General features: G+C 71.6%; 23 protein-coding genes. 7 read left to right on the top strand and 16 right to left on the bottom strand.

Going from position 1 to position 22,615, the window contains the following annotated elements:
• The first annotated feature begins 60 nt into the window (after positions 1-60).
• On the top strand, positions 61-1,044 hold the full coding sequence (locus ACFYTT_RS02825) for an MBL fold metallo-hydrolase (RefSeq protein WP_387257348.1): 984 nt from the start codon (positions 61-63) through the stop codon (positions 1,042-1,044).
• Between the two features lie 3 nt (positions 1,045-1,047).
• Here the strand turns inward: ACFYTT_RS02825 and ACFYTT_RS02820 are convergent, their stop codons facing one another.
• From ACFYTT_RS02820 to ACFYTT_RS02770, 11 genes are read right to left on the bottom strand one after another with little or no spacing between them, the layout of a single operon-like run.
• Positions 1,048-2,604 carry a class I adenylate-forming enzyme family protein gene (locus ACFYTT_RS02820; RefSeq protein ID WP_387257347.1) on the bottom strand — a complete coding sequence of 519 codons (1,557 nt, stop codon included), beginning with the start codon at positions 2,602-2,604 and terminating at the stop codon, positions 1,048-1,050.
• Positions 2,601-4,124 (bottom strand): class I adenylate-forming enzyme family protein, encoded by a 1,524-nt coding sequence (locus ACFYTT_RS02815; protein ID WP_387257346.1) that lies wholly within the window; start codon positions 4,122-4,124, stop codon positions 2,601-2,603. The genes ACFYTT_RS02820 and ACFYTT_RS02815 overlap by 4 nt, the downstream gene beginning before the upstream one ends.
• The gene (locus tag ACFYTT_RS02810; RefSeq protein WP_387257344.1) at positions 4,124-4,618 is read right to left on the bottom strand and encodes a VOC family protein; all 495 of its coding nucleotides are present in this window, start codon (positions 4,616-4,618) and stop codon (positions 4,124-4,126) included. The genes ACFYTT_RS02815 and ACFYTT_RS02810 overlap by 1 nt, the downstream gene beginning before the upstream one ends.
• 1 nt (position 4,619) lies before the next feature.
• Positions 4,620-5,543 (bottom strand): SDR family NAD(P)-dependent oxidoreductase, encoded by a 924-nt coding sequence (locus ACFYTT_RS02805; RefSeq protein WP_387257343.1) that lies wholly within the window; start codon positions 5,541-5,543, stop codon positions 4,620-4,622.
• Positions 5,540-6,724 (bottom strand): acetyl-CoA acetyltransferase, encoded by a 1,185-nt coding sequence (locus ACFYTT_RS02800; protein WP_131051560.1) that lies wholly within the window; start codon positions 6,722-6,724, stop codon positions 5,540-5,542. Before ACFYTT_RS02800 ends, ACFYTT_RS02805 begins: the two co-directional genes overlap by 4 nt.
• A complete protein-coding gene (locus tag ACFYTT_RS02795; protein WP_387257342.1) occupies positions 6,714-8,144 on the bottom strand; it encodes a zinc ribbon domain-containing protein in 1,431 nt (476 codons plus the stop codon). Before ACFYTT_RS02795 ends, ACFYTT_RS02800 begins: the two co-directional genes overlap by 11 nt.
• Positions 8,135-8,926: an ABC transporter ATP-binding protein gene (locus ACFYTT_RS02790; protein ID WP_131051558.1), complete on the bottom strand. Its 792-nt coding sequence runs from the start codon at positions 8,924-8,926 to the stop codon at positions 8,135-8,137. Before ACFYTT_RS02790 ends, ACFYTT_RS02795 begins: the two co-directional genes overlap by 10 nt.
• Positions 8,923-9,810: an ABC transporter permease gene (locus ACFYTT_RS02785; protein WP_131051557.1), complete on the bottom strand. Its 888-nt coding sequence runs from the start codon at positions 9,808-9,810 to the stop codon at positions 8,923-8,925. The genes ACFYTT_RS02790 and ACFYTT_RS02785 overlap by 4 nt, the downstream gene beginning before the upstream one ends.
• A 5-nt stretch (positions 9,811-9,815) precedes the next feature.
• Positions 9,816-10,739 (bottom strand): ABC transporter permease, encoded by a 924-nt coding sequence (locus ACFYTT_RS02780; protein ID WP_387257340.1) that lies wholly within the window; start codon positions 10,737-10,739, stop codon positions 9,816-9,818.
• Positions 10,736-11,578 carry an ABC transporter ATP-binding protein gene (locus ACFYTT_RS02775; RefSeq protein ID WP_387257338.1) on the bottom strand — a complete coding sequence of 281 codons (843 nt, stop codon included), beginning with the start codon at positions 11,576-11,578 and terminating at the stop codon, positions 10,736-10,738. The genes ACFYTT_RS02780 and ACFYTT_RS02775 overlap by 4 nt, the downstream gene beginning before the upstream one ends.
• 2 nt (positions 11,579-11,580) lie before the next feature.
• Positions 11,581-13,104, bottom strand: a complete 1,524-nt coding sequence (locus tag ACFYTT_RS02770) for an ABC transporter substrate-binding protein (protein WP_161594898.1) — start codon at positions 13,102-13,104, stop codon at positions 11,581-11,583.
• Between the two features lie 193 nt (positions 13,105-13,297).
• Between ACFYTT_RS02770 and ACFYTT_RS02765 the strand changes: the two genes are divergently transcribed.
• Genes ACFYTT_RS02765 through ACFYTT_RS02755 form a run of 3 tightly spaced genes read left to right on the top strand, consistent with a single transcriptional unit; the run spans position 13,298 to position 15,362 of the window.
• Positions 13,298-14,035 (top strand): enoyl-CoA hydratase/isomerase family protein, encoded by a 738-nt coding sequence (locus tag ACFYTT_RS02765; RefSeq protein ID WP_387257337.1) that lies wholly within the window; start codon positions 13,298-13,300, stop codon positions 14,033-14,035.
• Positions 14,032-14,850: a VOC family protein gene (locus ACFYTT_RS02760; protein WP_161594896.1), complete on the top strand. Its 819-nt coding sequence runs from the start codon at positions 14,032-14,034 to the stop codon at positions 14,848-14,850. Before ACFYTT_RS02765 ends, ACFYTT_RS02760 begins: the two co-directional genes overlap by 4 nt.
• Entirely contained in the window at positions 14,847-15,362 is a 516-nt protein-coding gene (locus tag ACFYTT_RS02755; RefSeq protein WP_161594895.1) for a flavin reductase family protein, read from the top strand. The genes ACFYTT_RS02760 and ACFYTT_RS02755 overlap by 4 nt, the downstream gene beginning before the upstream one ends.
• 52 nt (positions 15,363-15,414) lie before the next feature.
• Here the strand turns inward: ACFYTT_RS02755 and ACFYTT_RS02750 are convergent, their stop codons facing one another.
• Positions 15,415-15,891 carry a MaoC family dehydratase gene (locus ACFYTT_RS02750; protein WP_131051551.1) on the bottom strand — a complete coding sequence of 159 codons (477 nt, stop codon included), beginning with the start codon at positions 15,889-15,891 and terminating at the stop codon, positions 15,415-15,417.
• 89 nt (positions 15,892-15,980) lie between these two features.
• Between ACFYTT_RS02750 and ACFYTT_RS02745 the strand changes: the two genes are divergently transcribed.
• Positions 15,981-17,132 (top strand): acyl-CoA dehydrogenase family protein, encoded by a 1,152-nt coding sequence (locus ACFYTT_RS02745; protein ID WP_387257334.1) that lies wholly within the window; start codon positions 15,981-15,983, stop codon positions 17,130-17,132.
• Between the two features lie 46 nt (positions 17,133-17,178).
• On the opposite strand, the gene ACFYTT_RS02740 is transcribed toward ACFYTT_RS02745, so the two are convergent.
• The gene (locus ACFYTT_RS02740) at positions 17,179-17,814 is read right to left on the bottom strand and encodes a TetR/AcrR family transcriptional regulator (RefSeq protein ID WP_131052241.1); all 636 of its coding nucleotides are present in this window, start codon (positions 17,812-17,814) and stop codon (positions 17,179-17,181) included.
• A gap of 109 nt (positions 17,815-17,923) precedes the next feature.
• Positions 17,924-18,397 (bottom strand): MarR family winged helix-turn-helix transcriptional regulator, encoded by a 474-nt coding sequence (locus ACFYTT_RS02735; RefSeq protein WP_176093715.1) that lies wholly within the window; start codon positions 18,395-18,397, stop codon positions 17,924-17,926.
• Between the two features lie 79 nt (positions 18,398-18,476).
• Here ACFYTT_RS02735 and ACFYTT_RS02730 point away from each other — a divergent pair, with 79 nt between their 5' ends.
• Both ACFYTT_RS02730 and ACFYTT_RS02725 read left to right on the top strand, forming a co-directional pair.
• Positions 18,477-18,851 (top strand): cupin domain-containing protein, encoded by a 375-nt coding sequence (locus ACFYTT_RS02730; protein ID WP_387257332.1) that lies wholly within the window; start codon positions 18,477-18,479, stop codon positions 18,849-18,851.
• A 170-nt stretch (positions 18,852-19,021) separates the two neighbouring features.
• The gene (locus ACFYTT_RS02725) at positions 19,022-20,632 is read left to right on the top strand and encodes an MFS transporter (protein WP_131052238.1); all 1,611 of its coding nucleotides are present in this window, start codon (positions 19,022-19,024) and stop codon (positions 20,630-20,632) included.
• Positions 20,633-20,894: 262 nt separating this feature from the next.
• Here the strand turns inward: ACFYTT_RS02725 and ACFYTT_RS02720 are convergent, their stop codons facing one another.
• Together ACFYTT_RS02720 and ACFYTT_RS02715 are read right to left on the bottom strand one after the other, a co-directional pair.
• Positions 20,895-21,422 carry a flavin reductase family protein gene (locus ACFYTT_RS02720; RefSeq protein WP_236145639.1) on the bottom strand — a complete coding sequence of 176 codons (528 nt, stop codon included), beginning with the start codon at positions 21,420-21,422 and terminating at the stop codon, positions 20,895-20,897.
• Positions 21,423-21,479: 57 nt separating this feature from the next.
• Complete coding sequence (locus tag ACFYTT_RS02715) at positions 21,480-22,610, bottom strand: LLM class flavin-dependent oxidoreductase (RefSeq protein ID WP_357215224.1); 1,131 nt, start codon at positions 22,608-22,610, stop codon at positions 21,480-21,482.
• Positions 22,611-22,615: the final 5 nt, after the last annotated feature.

Raw genomic sequence — 22,615 nt, 5'->3', positions numbered from 1 at the left:
GAGTTAGATTCCGACCATCCGGTATGTTGTGTTGTCCCACCGTAAGGGAGCCGAGCGACGATGTCCATACCCGCGATCGACGCCCACGCCGCCAGCTACCGCGCCCGTGAGGTGCCCGCACCCGCCCAGGTCGCGGACGGTGTCTGGGCCGTGCCCGTCCCCCTGCCCGGCAGTGCCCTGCGCTACGTCACCGTCTATCTCCTGGACACCGCCGACGGGCTCGTCCTCGTCGACGCCGGCTACGACCACCCGGCCTGCTGGCGCGCGTTCACGCAGTCCGTGGAGTCCCTCGGGCACCGGGTCGAGGCGATCGGCACCGTCCTGCTCACCCACAACCACCCCGACCACGTCGGCTTCGCCGCCCGGCTCCAGACGACCACCGGAGCCCGCATCGTGATCGGCCGCCCCGACGACTTCGCCACCATGCACCGCACCCGGGGCACGTTCCTCGCCCAACTGCGCGCCGCCCTCGACCTCACCGGAGCCCCCGCCGACGTGGTCGAGTCGATGTACGCCGACGCCGTCGACGTCGCCGTGCACCACGAGAGCCTGCGGCCGGACGTGACCGTCACCGACGAGACCGAGTTCCGCTTCGGCGACGTGACCGTGCGCGCCGTCCCCACCCCGGGGCACACGTACGGCCACACCGTCTATCTCGACACCCGGGGTCTGGTCTTCACCGGCGACACCATGATGGCCGAGGGCCCCACCCAGCTCGCCATCGTCAGCCGCCCCGAGGACGACCCGGCCGCCGACCTGTTCCGCAGCCTGGCCCGCATCCGCGCCCTCGACGCCGCGGTGGCCTGTCCGGCCCACCAGTTCCCGTACCGGGACGTCGCCGCCCGGGTCGACGAGCTGACCGCGTACCACCGCGACGAGGTCGACGCGGTGCGGGACCTGACCGTGGTCGACGACGACGCGTGGACGCTGGCCCGGCGGATGACCTGGCAGAAGCCGTGGGACGAGCTGGGTCGGGGCACCCGCCGCTTCCACCTCGTGCACGCCCTCGCCCTGCTGCGGACGGCGACCGGCACCGACCGGTGACGCTCAGCCGGGCCGCTGGTCGCCGTACGTCCAGTCCGGCCGTAGTGTCGGCCGCAGGTCCCGCAGGCTGCGCTTGAGCACCTTGCCGGACGGGTTGGTGGGCAGCTCGGTCACCAGGTAGACCTCCTTGGGCACCTTGAACCCGCCGAGCCGCTCCCGGGCGTACGCGATCAGCTCCTCGGCGGCCAGCCCCGGGCGGCCCACCACGAACGCCACCGGGACCTCCACCCACACCGGGTGCGGCGCCGCCACCACCGAGACGGCCAGGACCAGCGGATGGCCGGCCAGGACGTTCTCGATCTCGGCGCTGGACATGTTCTCCCCGCCGCTGCGGATCATGTCCTTGAGGCGGTCCCGGATGTAGAGGTAGCCGTCGGCGTCGAAACAGCCCACGTCACCGGTGTGGAACCAGCCGTCGCGGAAGGCGGCACGGGTCGCCTCCGGGTCGTCGAGATAGCCGGGGCTCACCTTCGGCCCGCGCGCGATCACCTCGCCGTTCTCCCCCACCGGCACGTCGTCGCCGTTCGCGTCGACCACCCGCACCTGGACCCACGGCGCGGGGATGCCGACCGAGCCCTGCTTGCTCTGCGCGTGGGCGGCGTCCAGATAGGTCAACCCGCTGCACGTCTCGGTGAGACCGTAGCCCTCGATCAGCCGCGCGTTCGGGAACAGGGTGCGCGCCACCGCGTACAGGGCCGCGCTCACCTGGGAGTAGATCACCCAGCGCACCGAGGAGAGGTCGGCGTCCACCGTGTTCTCGCTCTCGCGCCGGAGCATGTCGAGCATCGTCGCGGCCATCACCATCCCGGTGATCCGCTCGGTGCCGATCGCCTCCAGCACGGCCGCCGGGGCGAAGCGTCGCTGGAGCACCATGCAGCCGCCGACGTGCCAGATGCCGTACCCGGGCAGGTCGGTGCCGCCGACGTGGTAGAGCGGCGCGAAGTTGAGGATCCGGTCGCCCGCCCGCAGCCCGAGTTCGACGATCTGGGCGTGCATGTTCATGTTCACGTTGCCGTGGGTGAGCAGCACGCCCTTGGGCAGGCTGGTGGTGCCGGAGGTGTAGACGATCCGTTGCAGCGCGTCCGGATCGAGGTCGGCGTCGGGCACCCGGGCGCCACGGTGGGCCTCGATCAGCGCCCGCAGGTCGGTCCAGCCGTCGCCGATCGGTTCCAGCGCGTACCGGCGTACCTGCGGCAGGCGGGCGGTGGCCAGGTCGGTCAGGTCGGCGAACTCGGGGACGGTCGCGACCGCGCACACGTCGGCGTGTGCGAGCAGCCGCGCGATCTCGCCGGAGGTCAGCCGGTAGTTCAGCGGCACGAAGACCGCGCCGAGCTTCGCCGCCGCCAGCGACAGGATGAGGAACTCGGGCACATTGTTCGCCACGATCGCGATCCGGTCGTCCCGGCCCAGCCCCTCGGCGGCGAGACCGGCCGCGAGCGCGTTGACGTCCTGGTCGAGCTGCCGGTGGGTCCACCGCCGGCCCTCGAACACCAGCGCGTCGTCGTCGCCGAAGCGCCGCGCGTTGCGGGCCAGCATGGCGGCCAGGTTGGCGGTGCTCACCGGGCCGCCTCGATCTCGCGAAGCCCCTTCTTGAGCACCTTGCCGGAGTCGTTGCGCGGCAGCGTGGTGACCACCTCCACGTACTTCGGGACCTTGTACCGGGCCAGTTCGGCCCGGCAGTGCTCGCGCAGGTCCTCGCCGGTGACGGTGGCGCCGTCGCGCAGGATGACGAACGCCTTCGGCACCTCGTCCCAGGTCGGGTCCGGTACGCCGATGACGGCGACCTCGGCGACGTCCGGATGCTGCGCGAGAACCCGTTCGATCTCGGCGCTGGCGATGTTCTCCCCACCCGACTTGATCAGGTCGGCGCGCCGGTCGACGAACCACAGGTAGCCGTCGGCGTCGATCCGGCCCACGTCGCCGGTGAGGAACCAGCCGTCGCGGCGGGTCCGCCGGTTGGCCTCGTCGTCGTTCCAGTAGCCGGGCGACACCTTCTCGCCACGGACCACGATCTCCCCCTCCACCCCCGGTGGCACCGGCTGGAACCGCTCGTCGACGATCTCGATCCGGACGCCCGGGAACGGTGCGCCGAGCGCGCCGAGCTTGCTCTGCTCGTGGGCGGCGTCGAGGTAGCAGGCGCCGTTGCACAGCTCGGTCATGCCGAACGTGTCGACCAGCCGGACGGGCGGCAGCCGCCGTTTCACCTCCTGCCGCACGCGCGGCGCGACCCCGGCGAACAGCAGGTAGCGCAGCGACCGCAGGTCCGGCGGCTCGGCGAGGTCGAGCAGTCCGAAGAGGATCTGGGCGGCGAGGACCATGCCGGTGACGTGTTCCTCGGCGGCGACGCGGGCGATGTCGGCCGCCTTGAACGTCGGCGTCAACACCATCGTCGCGCCCGCGACGAAGGTGGCCAGGCCGGGTGCCTCCAGACCGCTGACGTGGAACAGCGGCGCGGAGACCAGGATCCGGTCCTGCGGGGTGAGTTCCAGTTCGAGCAGTTGGGCGAGGTGGTTGGCGGTCAGGTTGCCGTAGGTGTGGATCACACCCTTGGGGCGGGCCGTGGTGCCCGAGGTGTAGAGCAGGCGGTGCACGTCGCCGGGCTCCTTGGCCGCGTCCGGGACCCGGACGCCCGCCGGTTGGCCGGCCAGCAGGGCTGCCAGCCGCCGGGCGTCGCCGACCACCCGGTCGCCGTTGGCGACGGCGGTCCGCAGGCCGGTACCGGCCAGCAGCCGGCCCGCGTCGTCGGCGAAGTCGTCGTCGTAGAGCAGCGCGGTGATGCCGGCCTGGTCGATGACGTACGCCTGCTCGTTCGGGTGCAGCCGCCAGTTCAACGGCACCGAGATCGCGCCGATCCGGCTCAGGGCGAGCAGTTCGAGGACGTACGTGGCGGTGTTGCGCCCCAGCACGCCGACCAGTTCACCAGGGCCCAGCCCGGCCGCGAGCAGCGCCGCCGCATGCCGGTCGACGTCGGCGTCCAGCTCGGCGTACGTCCACCGGGCCGCGCCGTCGACCAGGGCCTCCCGGTCGGCGCGGCGCAGTGCCTGCCGGCGCAGCGTCAGCGAGAAGTTGCTGCCCGCCATCAGCCGTCCGCCTCCCGCCGCCGGGCGAGGATCTCCTCCCGCGACGGCAGCGACACGAACTCCAACAGGTTGCCGTCGAGGTCGCGGGCCGCGAACGCGGTGATGTACCCATAGTTCTCCAGCAGCACCCGGTTCGGCGGGGTGAGGCACTCGGCGCCGAGCGACACCAGTCGGGCGTGCAGCTCCTCCATCTCGTCCACGGGCACCGCGAAGCTGAGCAGGAAGGGGCCCAGTTCCAGGTGCCCGCCGGTGGCGGTCCGGGTCGGGGTGCCGTTCCACTCGATGAGTTCGAGCTGACCGATCTGGCTCGGCCCCTGGAGGTACTGCACCCGGCCGGTGGTGCCGGCGGGCAGCCCCAGCGACACCTCGATGCCCAGCCCGCCGACGTCGGTACGCAGCGTGCGGCGGTAGCCCAGCGCCTGCTCGTAGAAGTCGGCGGCCCGGTCGACGTCGGAGACGGTCACCGCCACGTGGTGCACTTCGCTGACCGGCATGTCACTCGCCTTCCGTACGGTCCGACGGGCCGGACAGGGCCTGCTGGATCAGGGCGACCTCGTCGGCACCGCTGTCCGGCACGATGAAGTCGTCCAGCCGGCAGATGTCGTCGATCGAGTCGAGGATGTCGTCGGGCGAGGCCGGTGCGACGCCGCCGTACCAACCGGGCGTGACGCCCAGGAAGATCCGCCCGACCCGGCCGCCGCCGACGGTGAGGATGTGCCGGTTGAGCTGGCACTGTTCGGAGGCGAGGAAGGTGGCCACCGACGCGACGTGCTGCGGGTCGAACCGCTCGGTCAGGTCGCCGAGGAGGTTCTCGGTCATCCGGGTCGCGGCGGTGGGGGCGATCGCGTTGACCAGGATGCCCCGGCGGGCGCCCTCCAGCGCGAGCACGTTCATCAGGCCGACCAGGCCGGCCTTGGCCGCGCCGTAGTTGGCCTGCCCGAAGTTGCCGAACAGCCCGGACGACGAGCTGGTCAGCACGATCCGGCCGTAGCCCTGCCCGACGAGGTGCGGCCAGGCGGGCCGCAGCACGTGGAACGCGCCGGCCAGGTGCACGTCGAGGACGGCGGTGACGTCCTCCTCGGCCATCTTCGCCAGCGTCCGGTCGCGCAGGATGCCGGCGTTGTGGATGATCCCGTCCACCCGCCCGTAGGCGTCGATGGCGCGGCCGACCAGGTCCGCGCCGCCGGCTGCGGTGGCCACCGAGTCGGTGGACGCGACGGCGGTGCCGCCGGCCGCGCGGATCTCGTCGACCACGGTCTGCGCGGCACCGGAGGAGCCCGAGCCGTCGACCGCGCCGCCGAGGTCGTTGACGACCACCTTGGCGCCGCGCGCGGCGAGCGTGTGGGCGTGCGCCCGGCCGATGCCGTTGCCCGCGCCGGTGACGATGACGACCCGGCCGTCCAGGCTGACCCGGCTCATCGCTCGCTCCCCAGGACCGCGACGAACGCGACGCAGGAACCCGGCTGGCCGCCCAGGTTCTGGGCCACCGCCACCCGGGCGTCGGGCACCTGCCGGGCGCCGGCCTCACCCCGCAGTTGGGTGAAGCACTCGAAGACCATCCGCAGCCCGGTGGCCCCGATCGGGTGGCCGAACGACTTCAGCCCGCCGTCGGTGTTGACCGGCAGCGCGCCACCGAGGTCGTACCGGCCGTCGAGGATGTCGCGCCATGCCTTTCCGCGCGCCGAGAATCCCAGGTCCTCCATCAACACCACCTCCGTCGGCGTGAAACAGTCGTGCACCTCGGCCAGCGAGATCTCGGTGGCCGGGTCGGTGATCCCCGCCTGCTCGTACGCCTGCCGCGCCGCCTCCACCACCTCGGGGAAGGTGGTGAAGTCGTAGCCGTCGGCGGCCAGCCCGGCACCGGACCCGGCGACGAAGCCCATCCCGCGCAGGAAGATCGGCTTGTCGGTGTACCGGTAGGCGTCCTCGGCGCGGACCAGCACCGCCGCCGCCGCGCCGTCGGAGACACCGGAGCAGTCCAGCACGCCGAGGTCCCCGGCGATCCGGGGCGAGCGCTCCACGGCCTCGGCGGAGACCGCCTTACGGAACTGGGCGCGCTCGTTCAACGCGCCGTTCGCGTGGTTCTTCGTCGCGACCTTCGTCAGGGCGCTCCGCATGTCCCGGGCGTCGACCCCGTACGCGCGCTGGTAGGCGGGGGCGAGCAGGGAGAACCCGGCCGGCGCGGTCCAGTCCACGTCGGTGCCGTCGGCCGGTGGGAAGACCGCCGACAGGCCGGAGTACGACGAGTCCTTCAGCTTCTCCACGCCGGTCGCCATCACCATGTCGTACGCGCCGGAGGCCACCGCGAACGCGGCGTTGCGCAACGCCTCCGAGCCGGTGGCGCAGTAGTTCTCCACCCGCGTGACGGGCTTGCCGACCAGCCGCAACGGGCGGGCCAGCGTCTGCCCGGACATGCCGGAGCCCTGGGTGCCGACCCAGAACGCGTCGACGTCGTCGAGGGTCAGGCGGGGTTGGGACGCCACGCACTCGCGGACCGCGTCGACCAGCAGGTCGTCGGCGGAGGAGTGCCAGTGGTCCCGGAACGGGGTGCAGCCCATCGCGACGATCGCGACGTCGTGGGCCAATCGCCTACTGGCCATCGAGGGTGTCCTTCCTCGGGCGGAGTTTCCAGAAGTAGTTGTGGATCGCGTCGGTGGTCCACAACCGTCGGAAGGTGGGTGTCATCGACATCCCGACGACCACGTCGGCGGGGTCGACGTCGGTCGCGTACGCGCTGAGCCGACCACCGCCGTCCACGTCGGCGACGACGATCGCCACCTCCGGTTCGGGCATGGTCGTCAGGTGGTCACGGGTCGACGAGACGACCTGGGCGGTGCGGTCGCGCAGCGAGACGGTGGTGGTGGGCTCCGCCGAGGCGGCGACGACGCCGCAGCGGGCGCAGACCCGGCTGGGCGGGGTGGTGACCGTGTCGCAGGCGGTGCAGCGGCTGCCCTCCAGCCGGTACTTCCAGCCGGCGCGACGGTGCATCGGCGGGGCGGCCGGTGCCGGTGCCGCCGGGCGGGCCGGGCCCTGCACGTCCAGCAGACCCCGCCAGCGCAGGTAGCGGCCGTAGCCGAGGCGGTGCCGCGGGTCGAGCTGGGCCCGGACGGACGGTCCGCCGCGCGCCGCGCGGACCTGGTCGCCCACCCGCAGGACGAACGCGTCGGCGCCCTCGGTGACCGACAGCAGCAGGATGTGCTGGCCGGGTTCGGCCTCGTCGAGCGTGGCGGCGAGCAGCAGGCCCGGGTGGGCGGCGCCGGTGAAGCCGGTGAGCCGTTCGATAGCCGCGTCCTGACCCGTACCGCCGAGCGCGCGCCGCAGGGCCGCCGCACACCGGGCGTTGGACGACGACACGACCACGTGGTCGACGCCGTCCCGGCCGGCCTCGGTCAGGGCCCGCCGGGCCACGTCGAGCCCCGCCTCGGCGAGGACCTCCGCGGTGAACCGCTCGTCCCAGACCCGGTCGTGCCGCTCCCCCGGCAACCGCCAGCGTTCCAGCAGCTCCACGGTCCGGCCGGTGCGGGCGAGCAGGACGGCGGCGCGGGTGCCGCCACCCACGTACGCGGCGGCGGCGTCGCCCTGGGCCAGTTCGTCGGGTGCGCCCGGTCGGGTGGTCCGTACGTCGGCCAGCGCGGCCACCGCGCCGGTCCGCAGGACCGTGTCGAGCGCGACCGCGCCGGACCGGTGGCCGTGCAGGTCGACCGCGCTGATACCGGGGTCCAGGCCGACGGCCTCGTGCACCACCGTGGCGGAGGTCTTCCCCTGGTAGGGGGCGCTCGTGGTGGCCAGCAGCAGGTGCCGGTCCGTCAAGGTGCCGGCGGCGATGTGCCGCAGCGCCTCGACGGCCATGGTGATGCTGTCCTCGTCGAAGGCGGCGACGCCGCGTACCGGTCCACCGGCGCGGGGCGGTCCGGTCGCGTCGATCCTGTTGTCGTCGAGCGCGTACGCCGGGAGGTACGCCGCGTACGCGTCGATGCCGTGCTGCTCGTGCATGGGTGCCGGGTTCTCCTTCAGCTCCACGAGGGGATGGCGGCGAGCAGTCGCCGTGTGTAGTCCTGCTCCGGCCGGTCCAGTACGCGTTCGGCGTCCCCCTCCTCGACGACGCGTCCCCCGCTCATCACCGCGATGCGGTCGCACAGGTCGCTGGCGAGCATCAGGTCGTGGGTGACGAAGAGCAGGCCGATGCCGAGTTCGTCGACCAGGGTGCGGAACAGCTCGACGACCTTGGTCTGGGTGGTCACGTCGAGGGCGGTGGTGCACTCGTCGGCGATCACCAGCGAGGGGCGGGTGACGACGGCGAGGCCGATCGCGACCCGCTGCTTCAACCCGCCGGAGAGCTGGTGGGGGTAGCTGTCCAGGACCCGGGTCGGGTCGGTGATGCGCATCTGCTCCAGCACCTGCACCGAGCGACGTTCGATCTCGGCCCGGGTGATGCCGGGAACGTGTCGTCGCAGCACCTCGGCGAGGTGGACACGGACCTTCATCAGCGGGTTCAGCGAGCGCGACGCGTCCTGGAACACCATGCCCACGGCGCTGCCACGGACCCGTCCGGTGCGGTCCACCCCGGGGGCCACCACCACGTCACCGGCGAGCGTGACCGAACCCTGCTCCACCCGGACGTTGCGTTCCAGCAGCCCGACGACGCAGCGGGCCAGGGTGGTCTTGCCGCTGCCGGACTCACCGACCACCCCGACGATCTGGCCGCCCCGGACCTCGAGGTCGACGGTGTCGAGCAGCCGCAGGTCGTCGGTGGCGAGCCGGGCGGTGACGGAGAGACCGCTGATGGTCAGCAGGTCGGTCATCGGCGCCTCTTCCGTGGGTCGTGGTGGGTGAGCAGCGCGTCGCCGAGCAGGTTGACCAGCAGCACCAGCAGGGTGATGGCGAGGCCGGGGAAGAACGCGAGCCACCAGGCCTGGCTCAGCTCGTCCTGACCGGAGGCGAGCATCGAGCCCCAGCTCGCCCGCGCGGGTCCGACCCCCAGGCCGAGGAAGCTCAACGCGCTCTCGATCAGGATCGCGGTGCCGACCTGGAGCGTGCCGAGCGCGACGATGGTCCCGGCGAGGTTGGGCAGGACGTGCCGGAAGACGATCCGGGCCTCGGAGGCGCCGGCGGCGCGCAGCCCGATCACGAACTGGCGTTCCCGCACTGCCAGGGTGGCCGCGCGGGTGACCCGGGCGCAGACCGCCCAGCCGGTGAGCGCCAGCACCAGGAACAGCACCGGAAGCGAGCTGCCCCGGTTCGAGATGATCGCGAGGGCGACCAGGATGAACGGCAGGGCGAGCTGGGCGTCGATGAGGATCGAGATGACCCGGTCGACCCAGCCCCGGAAGTAGCCGGCCAGCACGCCCAGCAGGGTGCCGGGGCCGATGGCGACCAGCGCGCCGACCAGGCCGATCATGATGGTGAGCTGGCCGGCGGAGACGAACTGGGTCAGCAGGTCCTGGCCGAGCTTGTCGGTGCCGAGCGGGTGTGCCCAGCTCCCGCCGTCGAGGAAGCCGGGTGGCTGGCGGGTCGCGTCCAGGTTCTGCCCGCGCTCGGGCAGCAGCCCGGTGAACGGCAGGACGAACACCAGGACGGCGACCACGGCCAGCGGCAGGGACAGCCAGAACACCGAGGTACGCGCGCGTCGGGCGGTGCGTGCCGGCGGCACCGGCGCGGTGACCGGGTCGAGTTCGAGTTGGCTCACGGCACTCACCTCACCCTCGGGTCGACGATCGAGTGGATGACGTCCACGAGCAGGTTGAGCAGGACGAAGACCAGGGCACCGAACACCACGATCGCCTGCACCAGCGGGAAGTCACGGAACTGGATGGCCTGCAACGCGAGCTGCCCGAGGCCGGGCCAGGAGTAGACGTACTCGACGGCGACGGCGCCGGAGAGCAGGATGCCGGTCTGCAGGACGACGATGGTCAGGATCGGCATCATGGCGTTCTTGAACGCGTGTCGCCAGACCACCCGGCGACCGGCGATGCCCCGGGCCCGCGCCGCGTCGACGTACGGCTCGGCCAGTGCCTCGCTCATCGAGGCCCGGGTCAGCCGGGCGATGTGCGCCATCGGGTAGACCGACATGGTGAGGGCGGGCAGGATCAGGTGCCGGAGACTGCCGGACTGCCCGGCGGGTAGCCAGCCGAGGTTCACCGCGAAGAGCACCACCAGCATCATCCCGAACCAGAAGACCGGCACGGACTGGCCGAGCAGGGCCAGCGTGGAGGCGGCCCGGTCCCACCAGGTGCCTTCGCGGGTGGCCGCGAGCACGCCCAGCGGGACGCCGACGAGCAGGGCGAGGAGCATGCCGGCGGCGACCAGTTGCAGGGTGTACGGCAGCCGGTCGGCGATCATGCTGGTGTTCGCCTGGTAGAACTGCAGCGACTGCCCGAGGTCGCCGGTGAAGACGCCCTTGAGGTAGTTCAGGTACTGCACCACGAGCGGCTGGTCGAGCCCGAGTTCGGCGCGCAGCGCCTCGCGTTGTTCGGGCGGCGCCATCGGCCCGAGGATCATCGTGGTCGGGTCGCCGGAGAGTCGGCCGAGGGCGAACGCCAGGCTGAGCGCGATGAGCAGCGACGCGAACAGCGACGCGAGGCGGACGCCGATCCGGCGTACGGTGCTGGCCTTCATCGGCGGTTCCTCCATCGCGCGCCGGGCATCGCGGCCAGCAGTTCGCGCGTGTAGTCGTGGCGCGGCGTCACGAAGACCGTCTCGCAGGGGCCCGCCTCGACCACCTGTCCGCGGTACATGACGTGCACGGTGTCGCAGACGGCGCGGACCACGGCCAGGTCGTGGCTGATCATCAGCAGCGCGGCACCGGTGGTCGTCCGGATCTCCCGGAGCAGGTCCAGCACGTCGGCCTGGACGGAGACGTCGAGACCGGAGGTCGGCTCGTCGGCGACGATGAGTCGGGGACGCATGAGCAGCGCGCGGGCGACGCAGACCCGCTGCGCCTGGCCGCCGGAGAGCTGGTGCGGGAACCGGTCGAGGATCTCCGGCGCGAGCCGGACCCGACCGAGCAGGTCGGCGTCGGTGATCCAGGAGGTGCGCCGGGGTTGCAGGGTACGCAGCTCCCGCAGCCCGGAGCGGACGGACTGGCGGGGGTCGAGGGAGCCGTGCGGGTCCTGGAAGACCACCTGCACCTCGGGGCGCAGTCGGCGCAGTTGCCCGCGCCCGATCGAGGAGAGCGAGTGGCCGAGCAGCCGGATGTCGCCCGTGCCGCGTGGCCCGAGCCCGGTCGCGGCCATCGCCAGCGTCGTCTTGCCGGAGCCGGACTCGCCGACGACGGCGACGCTCTCTCCGGCCGCGATGCGCAGCGACACCTGGTCCACCGCACGGAACACCTCCCCCGTGCTGCGGTTGCGGTGCTCGACGACGAGGTCGTCGACCGCCAGTACGGGCACGGCCGCCTCCGGGGTGCGGGGATGCCGGGTGTCGCCCGGCATCCCCGTCTCCACTGCCTCGGACATCGTCAGCGGGTCGTCTTCGTGAAGTCCACGGTGTTCAGGGGACCGAACTCGACGCCGGTGACACCGGGTGCGGTCGCGTAGTTGAACACCTGCCGGTACAGCGGCACGTAGCAGTGCTTCTCCACCACGCCCATCGTGTTGAGCTGCTCGTAGATCGGAGCGGCCTGATCGGCGTCGTCCTGCTCCAGCGCCTCCTGGGCCATCTCGTCGAAGCGCGGGTCGGGGCAGTTGCCGGTGATGGACTGGGTCTTCATGAAGCCACTGGCGAAGAAGTCCGGCACGGCGACGTTCGGCACCCCGGCGAAGATCGCGATGCCGGGCACCTGGCGGCCGATGACGCGCTTGACGAGCGTGCCGTAGTCGAGCGGCTCGTAGTTGACCTTGAAACCGGCCTGCTCCAGGCTGCCGCCCACGGCCTGCGCGACCTCCTCGATGTTGGTGTACTGCGCGGCCGGATAGGTGATCTGGACCGTCGGGCCACCGGAACCGACCAGTTGCTTGGCCCGGTCCAGGTTCGGGGTCACGCTCTGCGCCGGCTGCTCACCGGGCCGGACGTTGAGCAGTCCGGCGTCGGCGACCGCCTGGCCGTCGAAGATGCCGCGCACGATCGCGTCGCGGTCGATGGACAGGGCCGCCGCCTCGCGCAGTTCGGGCTTGTCGAACGGGGCCTTGGTCGAGTCCAGGAAGGCGATGATCTTCATGGCGGTCTCGGTGCTGACCACCTCGACGTTGGCCGCCTTGGCCGCGGAGGCCTGGGCCGGCGGGAGGTCGAAGGCGACGTCGACGCTCTTGCTCTGGATCAGGGCGAGCCGCTGGGCGGCCTCGTTGGCCCAGGTGAAGGTGATGCCCTGGTTGCTGGGCGCCGTTCCCCAGTACTCGGGGTTGGGCTTCACCGACATGTCGCGCCCGGCGTTTCCGCCCGCCCACACGTACGGGCCGGTGCCGACGGGGGCGGCGGCGAAGCCGTCCGAGCCCTTCTCCTCGTAGTACTTCGGGGGCACGAGGTAGACCGTGGTGAGCAGGTCCGGAATGTTGTACTGCGGGGCCTTGGTCTTGAGCACGACCGTGCCGGCGTCCGGGGCCTCGATCGAGGTGACGTTGCCGAAGTAGGACTTCAGCTGCGACGCCTCGCTGTCCCGGGTGAGGGTGATGGTGTTCGCGACCGCCGCCGCGTCGGCCTTCTCGCCGTTGCTAAAGCTGACGTCGGGCCGGACGGTGAAGGTCCAGGTGGTCGCGTCGGTGCGGGTCCAGCTGGTGAGCAGGCTGGTGTCGGCCGGGCCGAGGTTGTCGTCGGTGCCGATCAGCGTTTCGAGCATGGTGGCCCAGACGATCTGGCCGGACCGTGCGCCGACGATGGGGTCGAGGGTCGCGGGCTGGGCCGCGAGCAGCGCCCGGATGGGCGTGGAGTCCGACGCGCCGGAATCCGACGAGTCGGAGTCGCCGCAGGCGGTGAGGCCGATGCCGGCGAGCGTCAGTGCCGTAGCGAGCGCCAGTGTGCGCCGTGAGTGCGAGGATTTCATGATCATCATGGCTGTCCTTCACAGGGGATGGACCCGTCGTACCCCCGCGTGACGCGGCGGTGACGTTCGCCACAAAGTACCGACCAGCCGGTATCAAGTCAACGGGTCGAGCCGGTATCTCGTCCATGACAATCAGATCACATGAGCAGGTCAGGCCCGGACATTGCCTTCATACCGACCGGTACGTATTATGCCGAGGGTGACTCCCACACTCACCCACGAACGCGACGGCCACGTCGCCCGGGTGCGATTCGACAACAGCGCCCGTGGCAACTGTCTCGACAACACGACGCTTCGCGAACTCGTGGACACCCTGGAGACCGCGGCGGCCGACGAGGCGTGCGCCGTCATCCACCTCGACATGGCCGGCCGGCACTTCTGCGGCGGCTGGGACACCTCGGCGTTCGGCCGACTGCGCGGTGCGACCGCCGCGACGGTCGCCGCCGGACTACGGGACAGCGACGCCGCCCTGCACCGCGTCCGGCACCTCCCGGTACCCGTGGTCGCCGCCGTCCGGGGTCAGGTCGTCGGCTTCGGCGCCGGCCTGCTCGGCGCGATCCACCTGCCGGTCGCCGGCGAGGGCGTCCGGCTCTCCCTCCCGGAGGCCCGGTTCGGCTTCGCCCCCGCCGGGGTCGGCCACACCATCGCCCGGTCCGTGCCCCGCCCACACGCCTACCACCTGCTGACCGGTGCCGCGACGGCGACCGCCCGGGACCTGCTCGCCTGGGGCTTGGTCGCCCAGGTGGTACCCGACGACGACGTCGACCGCGCGGTGGACGCCCTCGTCGACACGCTGCTCGCCGTGCCGTCCCGGACGCTGCGCGCGGTGGTCCAGGTCGTCGAGTCGAGCCTGGAGTCCGGCACCGCCGACCGGGCCTACGAGATCTCCGCCGGCACCATCGTGGCGGGGCTGAGCACCCGGGAGGTCTCCGGATGAGTCAACCGTTCCGGCCCGGTGAGGCCGTCTGGGTGGAGTTGTGCACCCCACGGCCGGAGCAGGCCGAGGAGTTTTATCGCACGCTGTTCGGCTGGACCGTACGCACCGAGCGGCTCGGCACCACCACGTACCGGATGTGCAGCCTGGACGGCCGCGACGTGGCCGGCATCTCCGACGCCACCGCGCTGCACGGCGGCCGGCCCCGGGGCTGGATCGCCTACTTCGCGGTCCACGACATCCACCGCTCCGCCGCGCAGGCGGTCGCACTCGGCGGCGAGTTGGTGACCCCGCCGCGTTACCTGCCCGCCGCCGGGACCGGTGCCGCCGTCATCGACCCGTTCGGCGCCGCGTTCGGCCTCTATCAGGGCGAGTCCCGGGCCGGTGTGCAGATGCTCAACTCGGTCGGCGCGCTCTGCTGGAACGAGCTGGACACCGGGGAGCCGGACCGCGCGGTGGCCTACTACCGGTCGCTGTTCGGATACACCACCCGGCAGCACGGGGACTCCCCCACCGCCCGTCCCTACAGCCTGCTGATGCTCGGCGACGTCCCGGTCGCCGGCGTGCTGGCCCTGGACAACGACTGGCCGAACCTGATCCCGTCGAAATGGATCACCTACTTCGCGGTCGCCTCGCTGGACGACGCGCTGCGCCGGGTCGTCGCGCTCGGCGGGACGCCCACCGTCGGTCCGGTCGACAGCCCGCACGGGCGGCTGCACCTGGTGAAGGATCCCGGCGGGCACACCCTCTGCCTGATCCAGCTGGAAGACGGACTACGCCCGCACCATCCCTCCTCCGACCCGGCGGTGACCCGATGACGGCCGAGCCCCTGTTCGACTCCGCCGAGTTCCGTCAGGTGTGCGGACACTTCCCCACCGGCGTCACGGCGGTGACCGCGGTGACCGGTGACGGCACCGTCGCCGCGCTGACGGTGAACTCCTTCACCTCGGTGTCGCTGCGCCCCCCGAAGGTGCTGTTCTGCGTCACCAGCTCCTCGTCGAGCTTCCCGGTGCTGATGGACTCGGCCCGGATCGCCGTGCACATCCTCAGCCAGGACCAGGAGGACGTGGCGCGCCGGTTCGCCACCTCCGGGCTGTCCGGGGCGGACAAGCTCGACGGTGTCTCCTGGGTGCCCGGGCCGGACGGCGTCCCGCTGCTGCCCGGCACGCCGGCGGTCCTGGCCGGGCGCCGCGACACGGCGATCACCAGCGGCGACCACGTGATCATCCTGATCGACGTGGACCACGTGCACCTGAAGCCGACGAGCGTCCCGGCCCTGTCGTTCTATCGGGGGCGGTTCGTCGCGCCGTCGAGTACGCCGGGAGAGTGACCCGCCGAGACGGCGGGGAGGTGACCGCCGGTATGCCCGGCGGTCACCGCCGTCACGGCAGGTAGCGGAAGAGGATCTCCGCCACGCAGCAGGTGGTGGAGTCCTCGGCGAACTCCACCACCACCGACGCCTTGGCCTGCACGCCGCCCGGCACCCCGGCGATCGGCTCGGCGGCGAGCAGCGTCGCGGTGCCCTGGATCGGCACGCCCGGCGGCAGCGGCTTGACGAACCGGACCCGGTCCAGCCCGTAGTTGACGCCCATCGAGAACGTCGTGACCTCCAGGATGTCCGCGAGCAGACGCGGCACCAGAGCCAGGGTGAGGAACCCGTGCACGATCGTCGTGCCGAACGGGCCGGATCGGGCCCGTTCCACGTCGACGTGGATCCACTGGTGGTCCTTGGTCACGTCGGCGAAGCGGTCGACCTCGTCCTGGGTGACCACCTGCGGCTCACTGGCACCCAGCTCCCGGCCGACGAGGTCGAGCAGGTCGGCCGGGGTGGGCGCGATGGTGCGGGAGGCGGTACGCATCGGGCGGCTCCATTCGTGGGATCAGGGAGGATGAAGCATACCGACCGGATGGTATGCTCCCGCCAGGGTTCAGGACGAGGAGGTTCTCCGTGGCGTTTTCCGCGTACCAACTGCCCGAGGAGCATGAGGCCGTTCGCGAGGCCGTTCGGGCGGTCTGCGACCACCGGGTCGCCCCGCACGCCGCCGCCGCCGACGAGAACGCCGAGTTCCCGCAGGCCTCCTACGACGCCCTGCGCGCGGCCGACTTCCACGCCCCGCACATCCCCGTCGAGTACGGCGGTGCGGGCGCCGACGCGCTGGCCACCGCGATCGTCATCGAGGAGGTCGCCCGGGCCTGCGCCACGTCGTCGCTGATCCCGGCCGGCAACAAGCTCGGCACCATGCCGTTGCTGCTCGCCGCCGACGACCGGCTCAAGCAGCGGTACCTGCCACCGGTCGCCCGGGGCGAGGCGATGTTCTCGTACTGCCTCTCCGAGCCGGAGGCCGGCAGCGACGCTGCCGGTATGCGGACCCGCGCCGAGCGCGACGGCGACACCTGGGTACTCAACGGCGTGAAGCGGTGGATCACCAACGCCGGGCTGAGCGAGTACTACACGGTTTTCGCGGTGACCGACCCGGACGCCCGGTCGCGGGGCATCTCGGCGTTCCTGGTGGAGCGCACCGATCCGGGGGTCAGTTTCGGTGCTCCGGAGAAGAAGTTGGGCATCAAGGGCTCGCCGACCCGCGAGGTCTACCTGGACAACGTCCGGATCCCGGCGGACCGGATCATCGGCGCCGAGGGGACCGGGTTCGGCACCGCGATGAAGACCCTGGACCACACCCGGGTCACCATCGCCGCGCAGGCGCTCGGCATCGCGCAGGGTGCGCTGGACTACGCCAAGGGGTACGTGGCCGAGCGTAGGCAGTTCGGCAAGGCGATCGCCGAGTTCCAGGGTGTGCAGTTCATGCTCGCCGACATGGGCATGAAGCTGGAGGCGGCGCGGCAGCTCACGTACGCGGCGGCCGGCAAGTCGGAGCGGGGTGACGCCGACCTGACGTACTTCGGTGCGGCGGCGAAGTGCTTCGCCTCGGACGCCGCGATGGAGATCACCACCGACGCGGTGCAGTTGCTCGGCGGCTACGGCTACACCCGGGACTACCCGGTCGAGCGGATGATGCGGGACGCCAAGATCACGCAGATCTACGAGGGCACCAACCAGGTGCAGCGCATCGTGATGGCCCGCCAGCTGCTCAACGGCTGAATCGTGACGGCCCGGTAGCCGCTCGACGGCTCCGGGCCGGGTCGGGTCAGACCAGCCCGTCGAGCACCATGGCGCTGAACTGGCGTGCCACGTCGTCGACGCTGAGCTTGCCGCCGACGTTGAGCCACTGGTAGGCCCAGGCGCACATGCCGACGAGCCCGAAGGTGACGATCCGGGAGTCGACGTCGGCCCGGAAGACGCCGCGCGCCACGCCGTCCTGGATCATGCCGGCGAAGGCCGCCTCCAGCCGGTCGCGCTTGCGGGTCACCTCGGCGAACAGGTCACCGGTGAGGTAGCGCCGCTCCTGGTAGAAGATGGTGACGTGGGAGCGGTACTCGGCCACGCTGGTCAGGCTGAGCCGGATCAGCTCCGCGACCCGCACCTTCGGGTCGTCGCTGCCGCTCTCGATCCGCTCGATCGCGGCGAGCTGCGCCTCCAGGTACTCCTCCTGGATGTGCCGCAGCAGGTCGTCCTTGCTCTCGAAGTGGTGGTAGAAGGCGCCCTTCGTGAGCCGCGCCTGGTCGGCGATCTCCTGCACCGACGTGCGGTCGAAGCCCCGGCGCTCGAAGAGTTCGAGGGCGCTCGTGATCAGGGATCGACGGGTGTTCTCCGGGTCGTAGCCGTCGGGCCAACGCTGCCGGCGGCGTGTGGTTGCCGGGCGGCTGGACGTCGCACGAGCCATCTGTGGCCTCCGCCTTTCATACCCCGTCAATGTCCCGTCATCCTACCGCCCGGTCGGAAGGTTGTGGGGACCGCGCGCCCGGCGATTCACGCGGGTGACTCCGTGCCCGCTACCAGAAGGGTCGCAACGGCGGTACGTCGTCACCGGCGATGTTCCGGATCACCCGGGCGAGTTCCTGGCGCAGCGCGGTCAGCCCCTCGTCGTCCAGGCTGACGGCCAACCGGGACTCGATCTCGGCCAGGGTGCGGCCCGCCGTCCGCATGTGCTCGCGGCCCTTGTCGGTGAGGACGACGAGCTTGCGACGACCCCCGAGCGGGTACGGGCGGCGCTCGACGTAACCGGCCCCTTCGAGGTAGTCGACGATCTGCCCGGCCGCCTGCTTGGTCACGCCGAGTTGACCGGCCAGCTCGGTGCTGGTGGCACCCGGACCCTGCAGGAGCTGGAAGACGAATCCGTGGATGGGACGCAGGTCGTCGTAGCCGATCGCGTCGAGTTTGGTGACGAACTCGGTGAGGACGAGTTGGAACGCCATGCCCAACAGGAAGGTCAGCGGAGTTCGCTCGAGTGGGTCCGGTTCAGTCATGCAAAACAGCTTGACACAGCCTGCAAGCAGGACTTTACTGACGATACGCAAGTAAAGCTAATTTACTCGGAGGTCGCCGATGAATGTCATCAGTGAGACGGAAGCCCGCACCACCACCACTCCCGCCGGCCGGATGTTCGGTCTCGCCGGCCCGAGCCAGGGCAGCGCGGAGGTGAGCACCTGGCGAGTGGAGCTCGGCGAGGACGCCGCCACCCCGGTGCACGGCATCGACGCCGAGCAGGTGTGGATGCCGATCTCCGGCGCCTTCGAGGTCACCGTGGGCGACGAGACCAAGCTGGTCAAGGCCGGCCAGGCGCTCGTCCTTCCGGGCGGCGTCACGCGTCAGCTCAAGGCCGTCGGCGGCCCGGCCCAGGCCCTCGTCGCCATGAAGGTGGGCGGCAAGGCCATGCTCCCGAACAGCGACAACAAGGTGCCGCTGCCCTGGGCGGAGTGACCCGCCCCCGGGTGTCGACTCCGCCGAGGTACGGAGGCACCACCAGTCCCGGGCGGGCTGGTGGCGCTTCCTCTCCCCCCATCACCTGGGTTCGATCGCATTACCACCCCTCCGGTTGAGCCTTCGACGCCCGGGTTTGGCGTGGTGATGCCAGTCTGCAAAGGACGGCAATGCAACCCCAAGCTCCCGCGTTACCCCCGCTGACCCCGGCCCGGCGCCGGGCGATCTCGACGCTGATGGCGGTCATCGTACTGATCGTCGTCATGGACATCACCATCATCAACGTCGCGCTGAACCCGATCCAGCTCAGCCTCGGCGCCAGCAACGCCGAACTCCAGTGGTCGCTGGACACCTACCTGATCACGTTCGCCGCCTTCATCTTCACCGGCGGGGTCTGCGCGGACCGGTTCGGTCGCAAGAAGGTCCTCGTGGCCGGGCTGCTGATCTTCGGTATCGCCTCGACACTGGCCGCGTACGCCGCCGACGTCGAGTCACTCATCCTCTGGCGGGCCGTGATGGGCGTCGGCGCGGCCGTCATCCCCACCGTCACGCTGGCCGTCATCATGGCCACCTTCCCCCCGCCGGAGCGCCCGAAGGCCATCGCCACCTGGGCCGCCGCCGCCGGGGTGGCCTTCGCCGTCGGCCCGATCCTGGGCGGCCTGCTGCTGGAGAGCTTCTGGTGGGGCTCGATCTTCCTCATCAACGCCCCGTTGGTGCTGATCAGCGTCGTGCTGATCGCCCTCTGGGTGCCGGAGAGCCGCAGCCCGATGAAGTCGCGTTTCGACCCGCTCGGCGTCCTGCTGTCGATCGTGGCGATCGGCCTGCTGGTCTACGGCATCGTGGTCGGCGGCGAGGACAACGCATGGCTCTCGCTGCCGGTGCTGGGATCGATCGTCGCCGGGCTGGTGCTGATCGCCGTCCTGGTCCTCGTGGAGAGCCGGATGGCGAGCCCGTCGCTCGACGTGACGCTGCTGCGCAGCAGCCGCTTCTCCGCCGGCACGGCCGCCATCGCCCTGTGCTTCTTCGCCCTGATCGGCGCGATCTTCGTGATCCAGTTCTACTACCAGGCGGTGCGCGGCTACTCCCCCATGCAGGCCGGCCTGCTGATGCTGCCGATGGGCGTGGGCACCGTGCTCACCTCCGCGCGGTCGCCCAAGCTGGCGGCCCGGTTCGGGCCGCGCACGGTGGTGGCGGCCGGTGCCGTCGTCATGGCGCTCTCCTTCGTGCTGACCACCCTGATGGACCGGCAGACCGGGGTGTGGCTGCTCATCGTCGCGCAACTGCTGTTCGGCATCGGCTGGGGCTGCATCATGGCGCCCGCCACCGGCTCCCTGATGTCCGTGGTACCGCTGCCGAAGGCCGGTGCCGGGCAGGCGGTCACGCAGACCGCCCGCCAGGTGGCGGGTGCGCTCGGCGTCGCCGTGATCGGCAGCGTGCTGGGCAGCGTCTACCGCAGCTCCCTCGGCGACGCGGTCGACGTGCTCCCCGCCGGGCTGCGCGACGAGGCCGGTGACTCGATCGGCGGCACCCTGCGGGCGATCGCGTCCGCCGGCCTGACCGACGGACGGGCCACCCTGGTCGACGCCGGTATGGAGGCGTACCTCACCGGTATGCGCGCCGCCATGATCGTGGCCATCGTCGTCGTGCTCGGCGCGGCGGTGATCTCGCTGCGGTGGCTGCCGAAGCAGCTGCCCCCGCCGCCCATGCCGCCCGCGCCCCCGGCGCCACCGGCCACCTCGACGGAGCAGCCGCAGAGCGTGGCGGCCAAGCCGGTGGGCTGACCACTCCCCCGCGCGCACCCGGGTCCACGGCCGTTCACGGCCGTGGACCCGCTGCGTCGGGCCCGACGACGGGTCACCTCGGGGACACACACGACGAAAGCGCCGGGTCACGTCCTTGGTGTGGACGCGACCCGGCGCGTACTCCTGGCACCGGACCGTCGGGGATGGGGACGGTCGGCGGCCCGTCGGCGGGTGACCGGCGCGACCGTCGGTGCTCATGTCCCCCGGTCCGTCGACTGACCGGGGAAACAGTGGGCCGGGCTCAGCCCCCCGCGGGCTGCCCGGGCACGGGGACGTGGAAGCCACGGCGGTACCACAACAGCGGCCGCGCCTCGCCCGAGACGTGGACCTCGGTCAGGTGGCCCACCAACAGGTCGTGGTCGCCGACGGTGAGGCGGTCGGCAAGCGTGCAGCGGAACACCGCGTGGGCGTCGCCCAGGTACGGCACCGTGCTGCCGGCCAGGTCCCGGCAGTCCGATCCGGCGAAACGGTCGGCACCCCGGGCCGCGAACCGGCGGGCGGTCCCCTGCTGCTCCTCGCCGAGCAGGTTCACCGCGAACTCGCCGGCGTCCACCATGGCCGTGAAGCAGCTCGACTCGTGCCCGATGCCGACGACGAGCAGGGGCGGTGCCAGCGAGGCGGAGACCACCGAACTGGCGGTGAAACCCCAGCGTCGCCCCTCGCGGTCTCGGGTGGTGACCACGGTCAGCGGTGCCGCGAGAAGCGACATCGCGTCGCGGAACGCCACGCTGTCCAGGACTGGTCGTACCGCACCGACGGGTGTTCCCACGGCCGTTCCTCCCTCGTGCCTGACCGTGCCCGGATGCCCGGAGCACGGCGCGGACGGTCAACGGGGCGACGACGCCCGGCGGGCGGCCTCCCGGGCCTGTGCCGAGAAGTCACCGCGGTTCTCCGACACCCATCGCTGCGAGGCCCGGCGGCTCTCCAGCGCGCCGGTGAAGTGCGGCGCCACGTACCGGGCCAACAGCTCGTAGCTGTGCTTGGTCTGTTCCCGGGTGGCCCAGTCCTGGGTGTTGACGAGCAGGGTGCCGAAACCGCCGCTGTCGGCCTGCATGCGGGCGATCGCCTCGACGGCGTCCTCCACCGATCCGATGATGGCGGTGCGGGTCTCCATCGCCACCTCGGGTTCGCGTCCCTCCGGCAGCTTCGCCTCGGCGCCGACGGTGTCCTGGACGTACTCCCGGAACCAGCGGCCCATCCCGGCGCGGACCTGGTCCATCGCCTCCTGCCGGGTGTCGGCGATGTGCACGCAGATGGCGACGCGCCACGAGGCCCGGTCCATCGTCCTGCCGTGCGCGGCGGCCTCGTCCTCGGCCGCCGCCCACAACTGCGCCAACGGCGGCTCCACCATGCCGGGACGACCGGCGAAGGTCAGCGCGGACAACCCGTAGCGTCCGGCCAGTCGCATGCCGCGCTCCGAACCGGCGCTGGCCACGGCCACGTCCAGGGACGGCCGGGTGTACGGCTTCAGGTGCAGCCGGGCGTCGCGCAGCTCGAACCAGTCGGTCTTGCGGGTCAGCGGGGTGGGGTCGGTCAGCAGGTGGACGACGGCGTCGAGCGACTCGGCCATCATCCGCCGCTGGTCGGAGGCGGCGATGCCCATCATGTGCGCGTCGGCCGGCGAGACGCCCGCGCCGACGCCGAACATGGCCCGGCCCCGGCTCTGGTGGTCGAGCTGCACCACGCGGTTCGCGGCGGTGAGCGGGTGATGGTACGGCAGGCTGATCACGCCGGTACCCAGTCTGATACGCCGGGTCCGCTCGGCGGCGGCGGCCAGGAACACCTCCGGGGAACTGATCGTCGACCAGCCGCCGGAATGGTGCTCGCCGACCCACGCCTCGTCGATGCCGAGGGTGTCCAGCCATTCGATGAGGTCCAGGTCGCGCCAGATCGCGGTGGTCGGATCCTCGCCGAGGGAGTGGAACGGCGGGATGAACGCGCCGAACGTGAGGGACATCGAAC

Source organism: Micromonospora sp. NPDC003816 (assembly GCF_042874705.1).
Taxonomy (GTDB): Bacteria; Actinomycetota; Actinomycetes; order Mycobacteriales; family Micromonosporaceae; genus Micromonospora.
Note: the sequence above shows the minus strand (reverse complement) of the source record. Positions and strands in the feature narration are given on the sequence as shown.

What these genes read in the sequence shown, in the direction of transcription:
- ACFYTT_RS02825 (WP_387257348.1), top strand. Translation starts at nt 61, where the DNA reads ATGTCCATACCCGCGATCGACGCCCACGCCGCCAGCTACCGCGCCCGT.
- ACFYTT_RS02815 (WP_387257346.1), bottom strand. Translation starts at nt 4,124, where the DNA reads ATGGCGGGCAGCAACTTCTCGCTGACGCTGCGCCGGCAGGCACTGCGC.
- ACFYTT_RS02810 (WP_387257344.1), bottom strand. Translation starts at nt 4,618, where the DNA reads ATGCCGGTCAGCGAAGTGCACCACGTGGCGGTGACCGTCTCCGACGTC.
- ACFYTT_RS02805 (WP_387257343.1), bottom strand. Translation starts at nt 5,543, where the DNA reads ATGAGCCGGGTCAGCCTGGACGGCCGGGTCGTCATCGTCACCGGCGCG.
- ACFYTT_RS02800 (WP_131051560.1), bottom strand. Translation starts at nt 6,724, where the DNA reads ATGGCCAGTAGGCGATTGGCCCACGACGTCGCGATCGTCGCGATGGGC.
- ACFYTT_RS02790 (WP_131051558.1), bottom strand. Translation starts at nt 8,926, where the DNA reads ATGACCGACCTGCTGACCATCAGCGGTCTCTCCGTCACCGCCCGGCTC.
- ACFYTT_RS02780 (WP_387257340.1), bottom strand. Translation starts at nt 10,739, where the DNA reads ATGAAGGCCAGCACCGTACGCCGGATCGGCGTCCGCCTCGCGTCGCTG.
- ACFYTT_RS02775 (WP_387257338.1), bottom strand. Translation starts at nt 11,578, where the DNA reads ATGTCCGAGGCAGTGGAGACGGGGATGCCGGGCGACACCCGGCATCCC.
- ACFYTT_RS02770 (WP_161594898.1), bottom strand. Translation starts at nt 13,104, where the DNA reads ATGATCATGAAATCCTCGCACTCACGGCGCACACTGGCGCTCGCTACG.
- ACFYTT_RS02760 (WP_161594896.1), top strand. Translation starts at nt 14,032, where the DNA reads ATGAGTCAACCGTTCCGGCCCGGTGAGGCCGTCTGGGTGGAGTTGTGC.
- ACFYTT_RS02755 (WP_161594895.1), top strand. Translation starts at nt 14,847, where the DNA reads ATGACGGCCGAGCCCCTGTTCGACTCCGCCGAGTTCCGTCAGGTGTGC.
- ACFYTT_RS02750 (WP_131051551.1), bottom strand. Translation starts at nt 15,891, where the DNA reads ATGCGTACCGCCTCCCGCACCATCGCGCCCACCCCGGCCGACCTGCTC.
- ACFYTT_RS02740 (WP_131052241.1), bottom strand. Translation starts at nt 17,814, where the DNA reads ATGGCTCGTGCGACGTCCAGCCGCCCGGCAACCACACGCCGCCGGCAG.
- ACFYTT_RS02735 (WP_176093715.1), bottom strand. Translation starts at nt 18,397, where the DNA reads ATGACTGAACCGGACCCACTCGAGCGAACTCCGCTGACCTTCCTGTTG.
- ACFYTT_RS02730 (WP_387257332.1), top strand. Translation starts at nt 18,477, where the DNA reads ATGAATGTCATCAGTGAGACGGAAGCCCGCACCACCACCACTCCCGCC.
- ACFYTT_RS02725 (WP_131052238.1), top strand. Translation starts at nt 19,022, where the DNA reads ATGCAACCCCAAGCTCCCGCGTTACCCCCGCTGACCCCGGCCCGGCGC.
- ACFYTT_RS02715 (WP_357215224.1), bottom strand. Translation starts at nt 22,610, where the DNA reads ATGTCCCTCACGTTCGGCGCGTTCATCCCGCCGTTCCACTCCCTCGGC.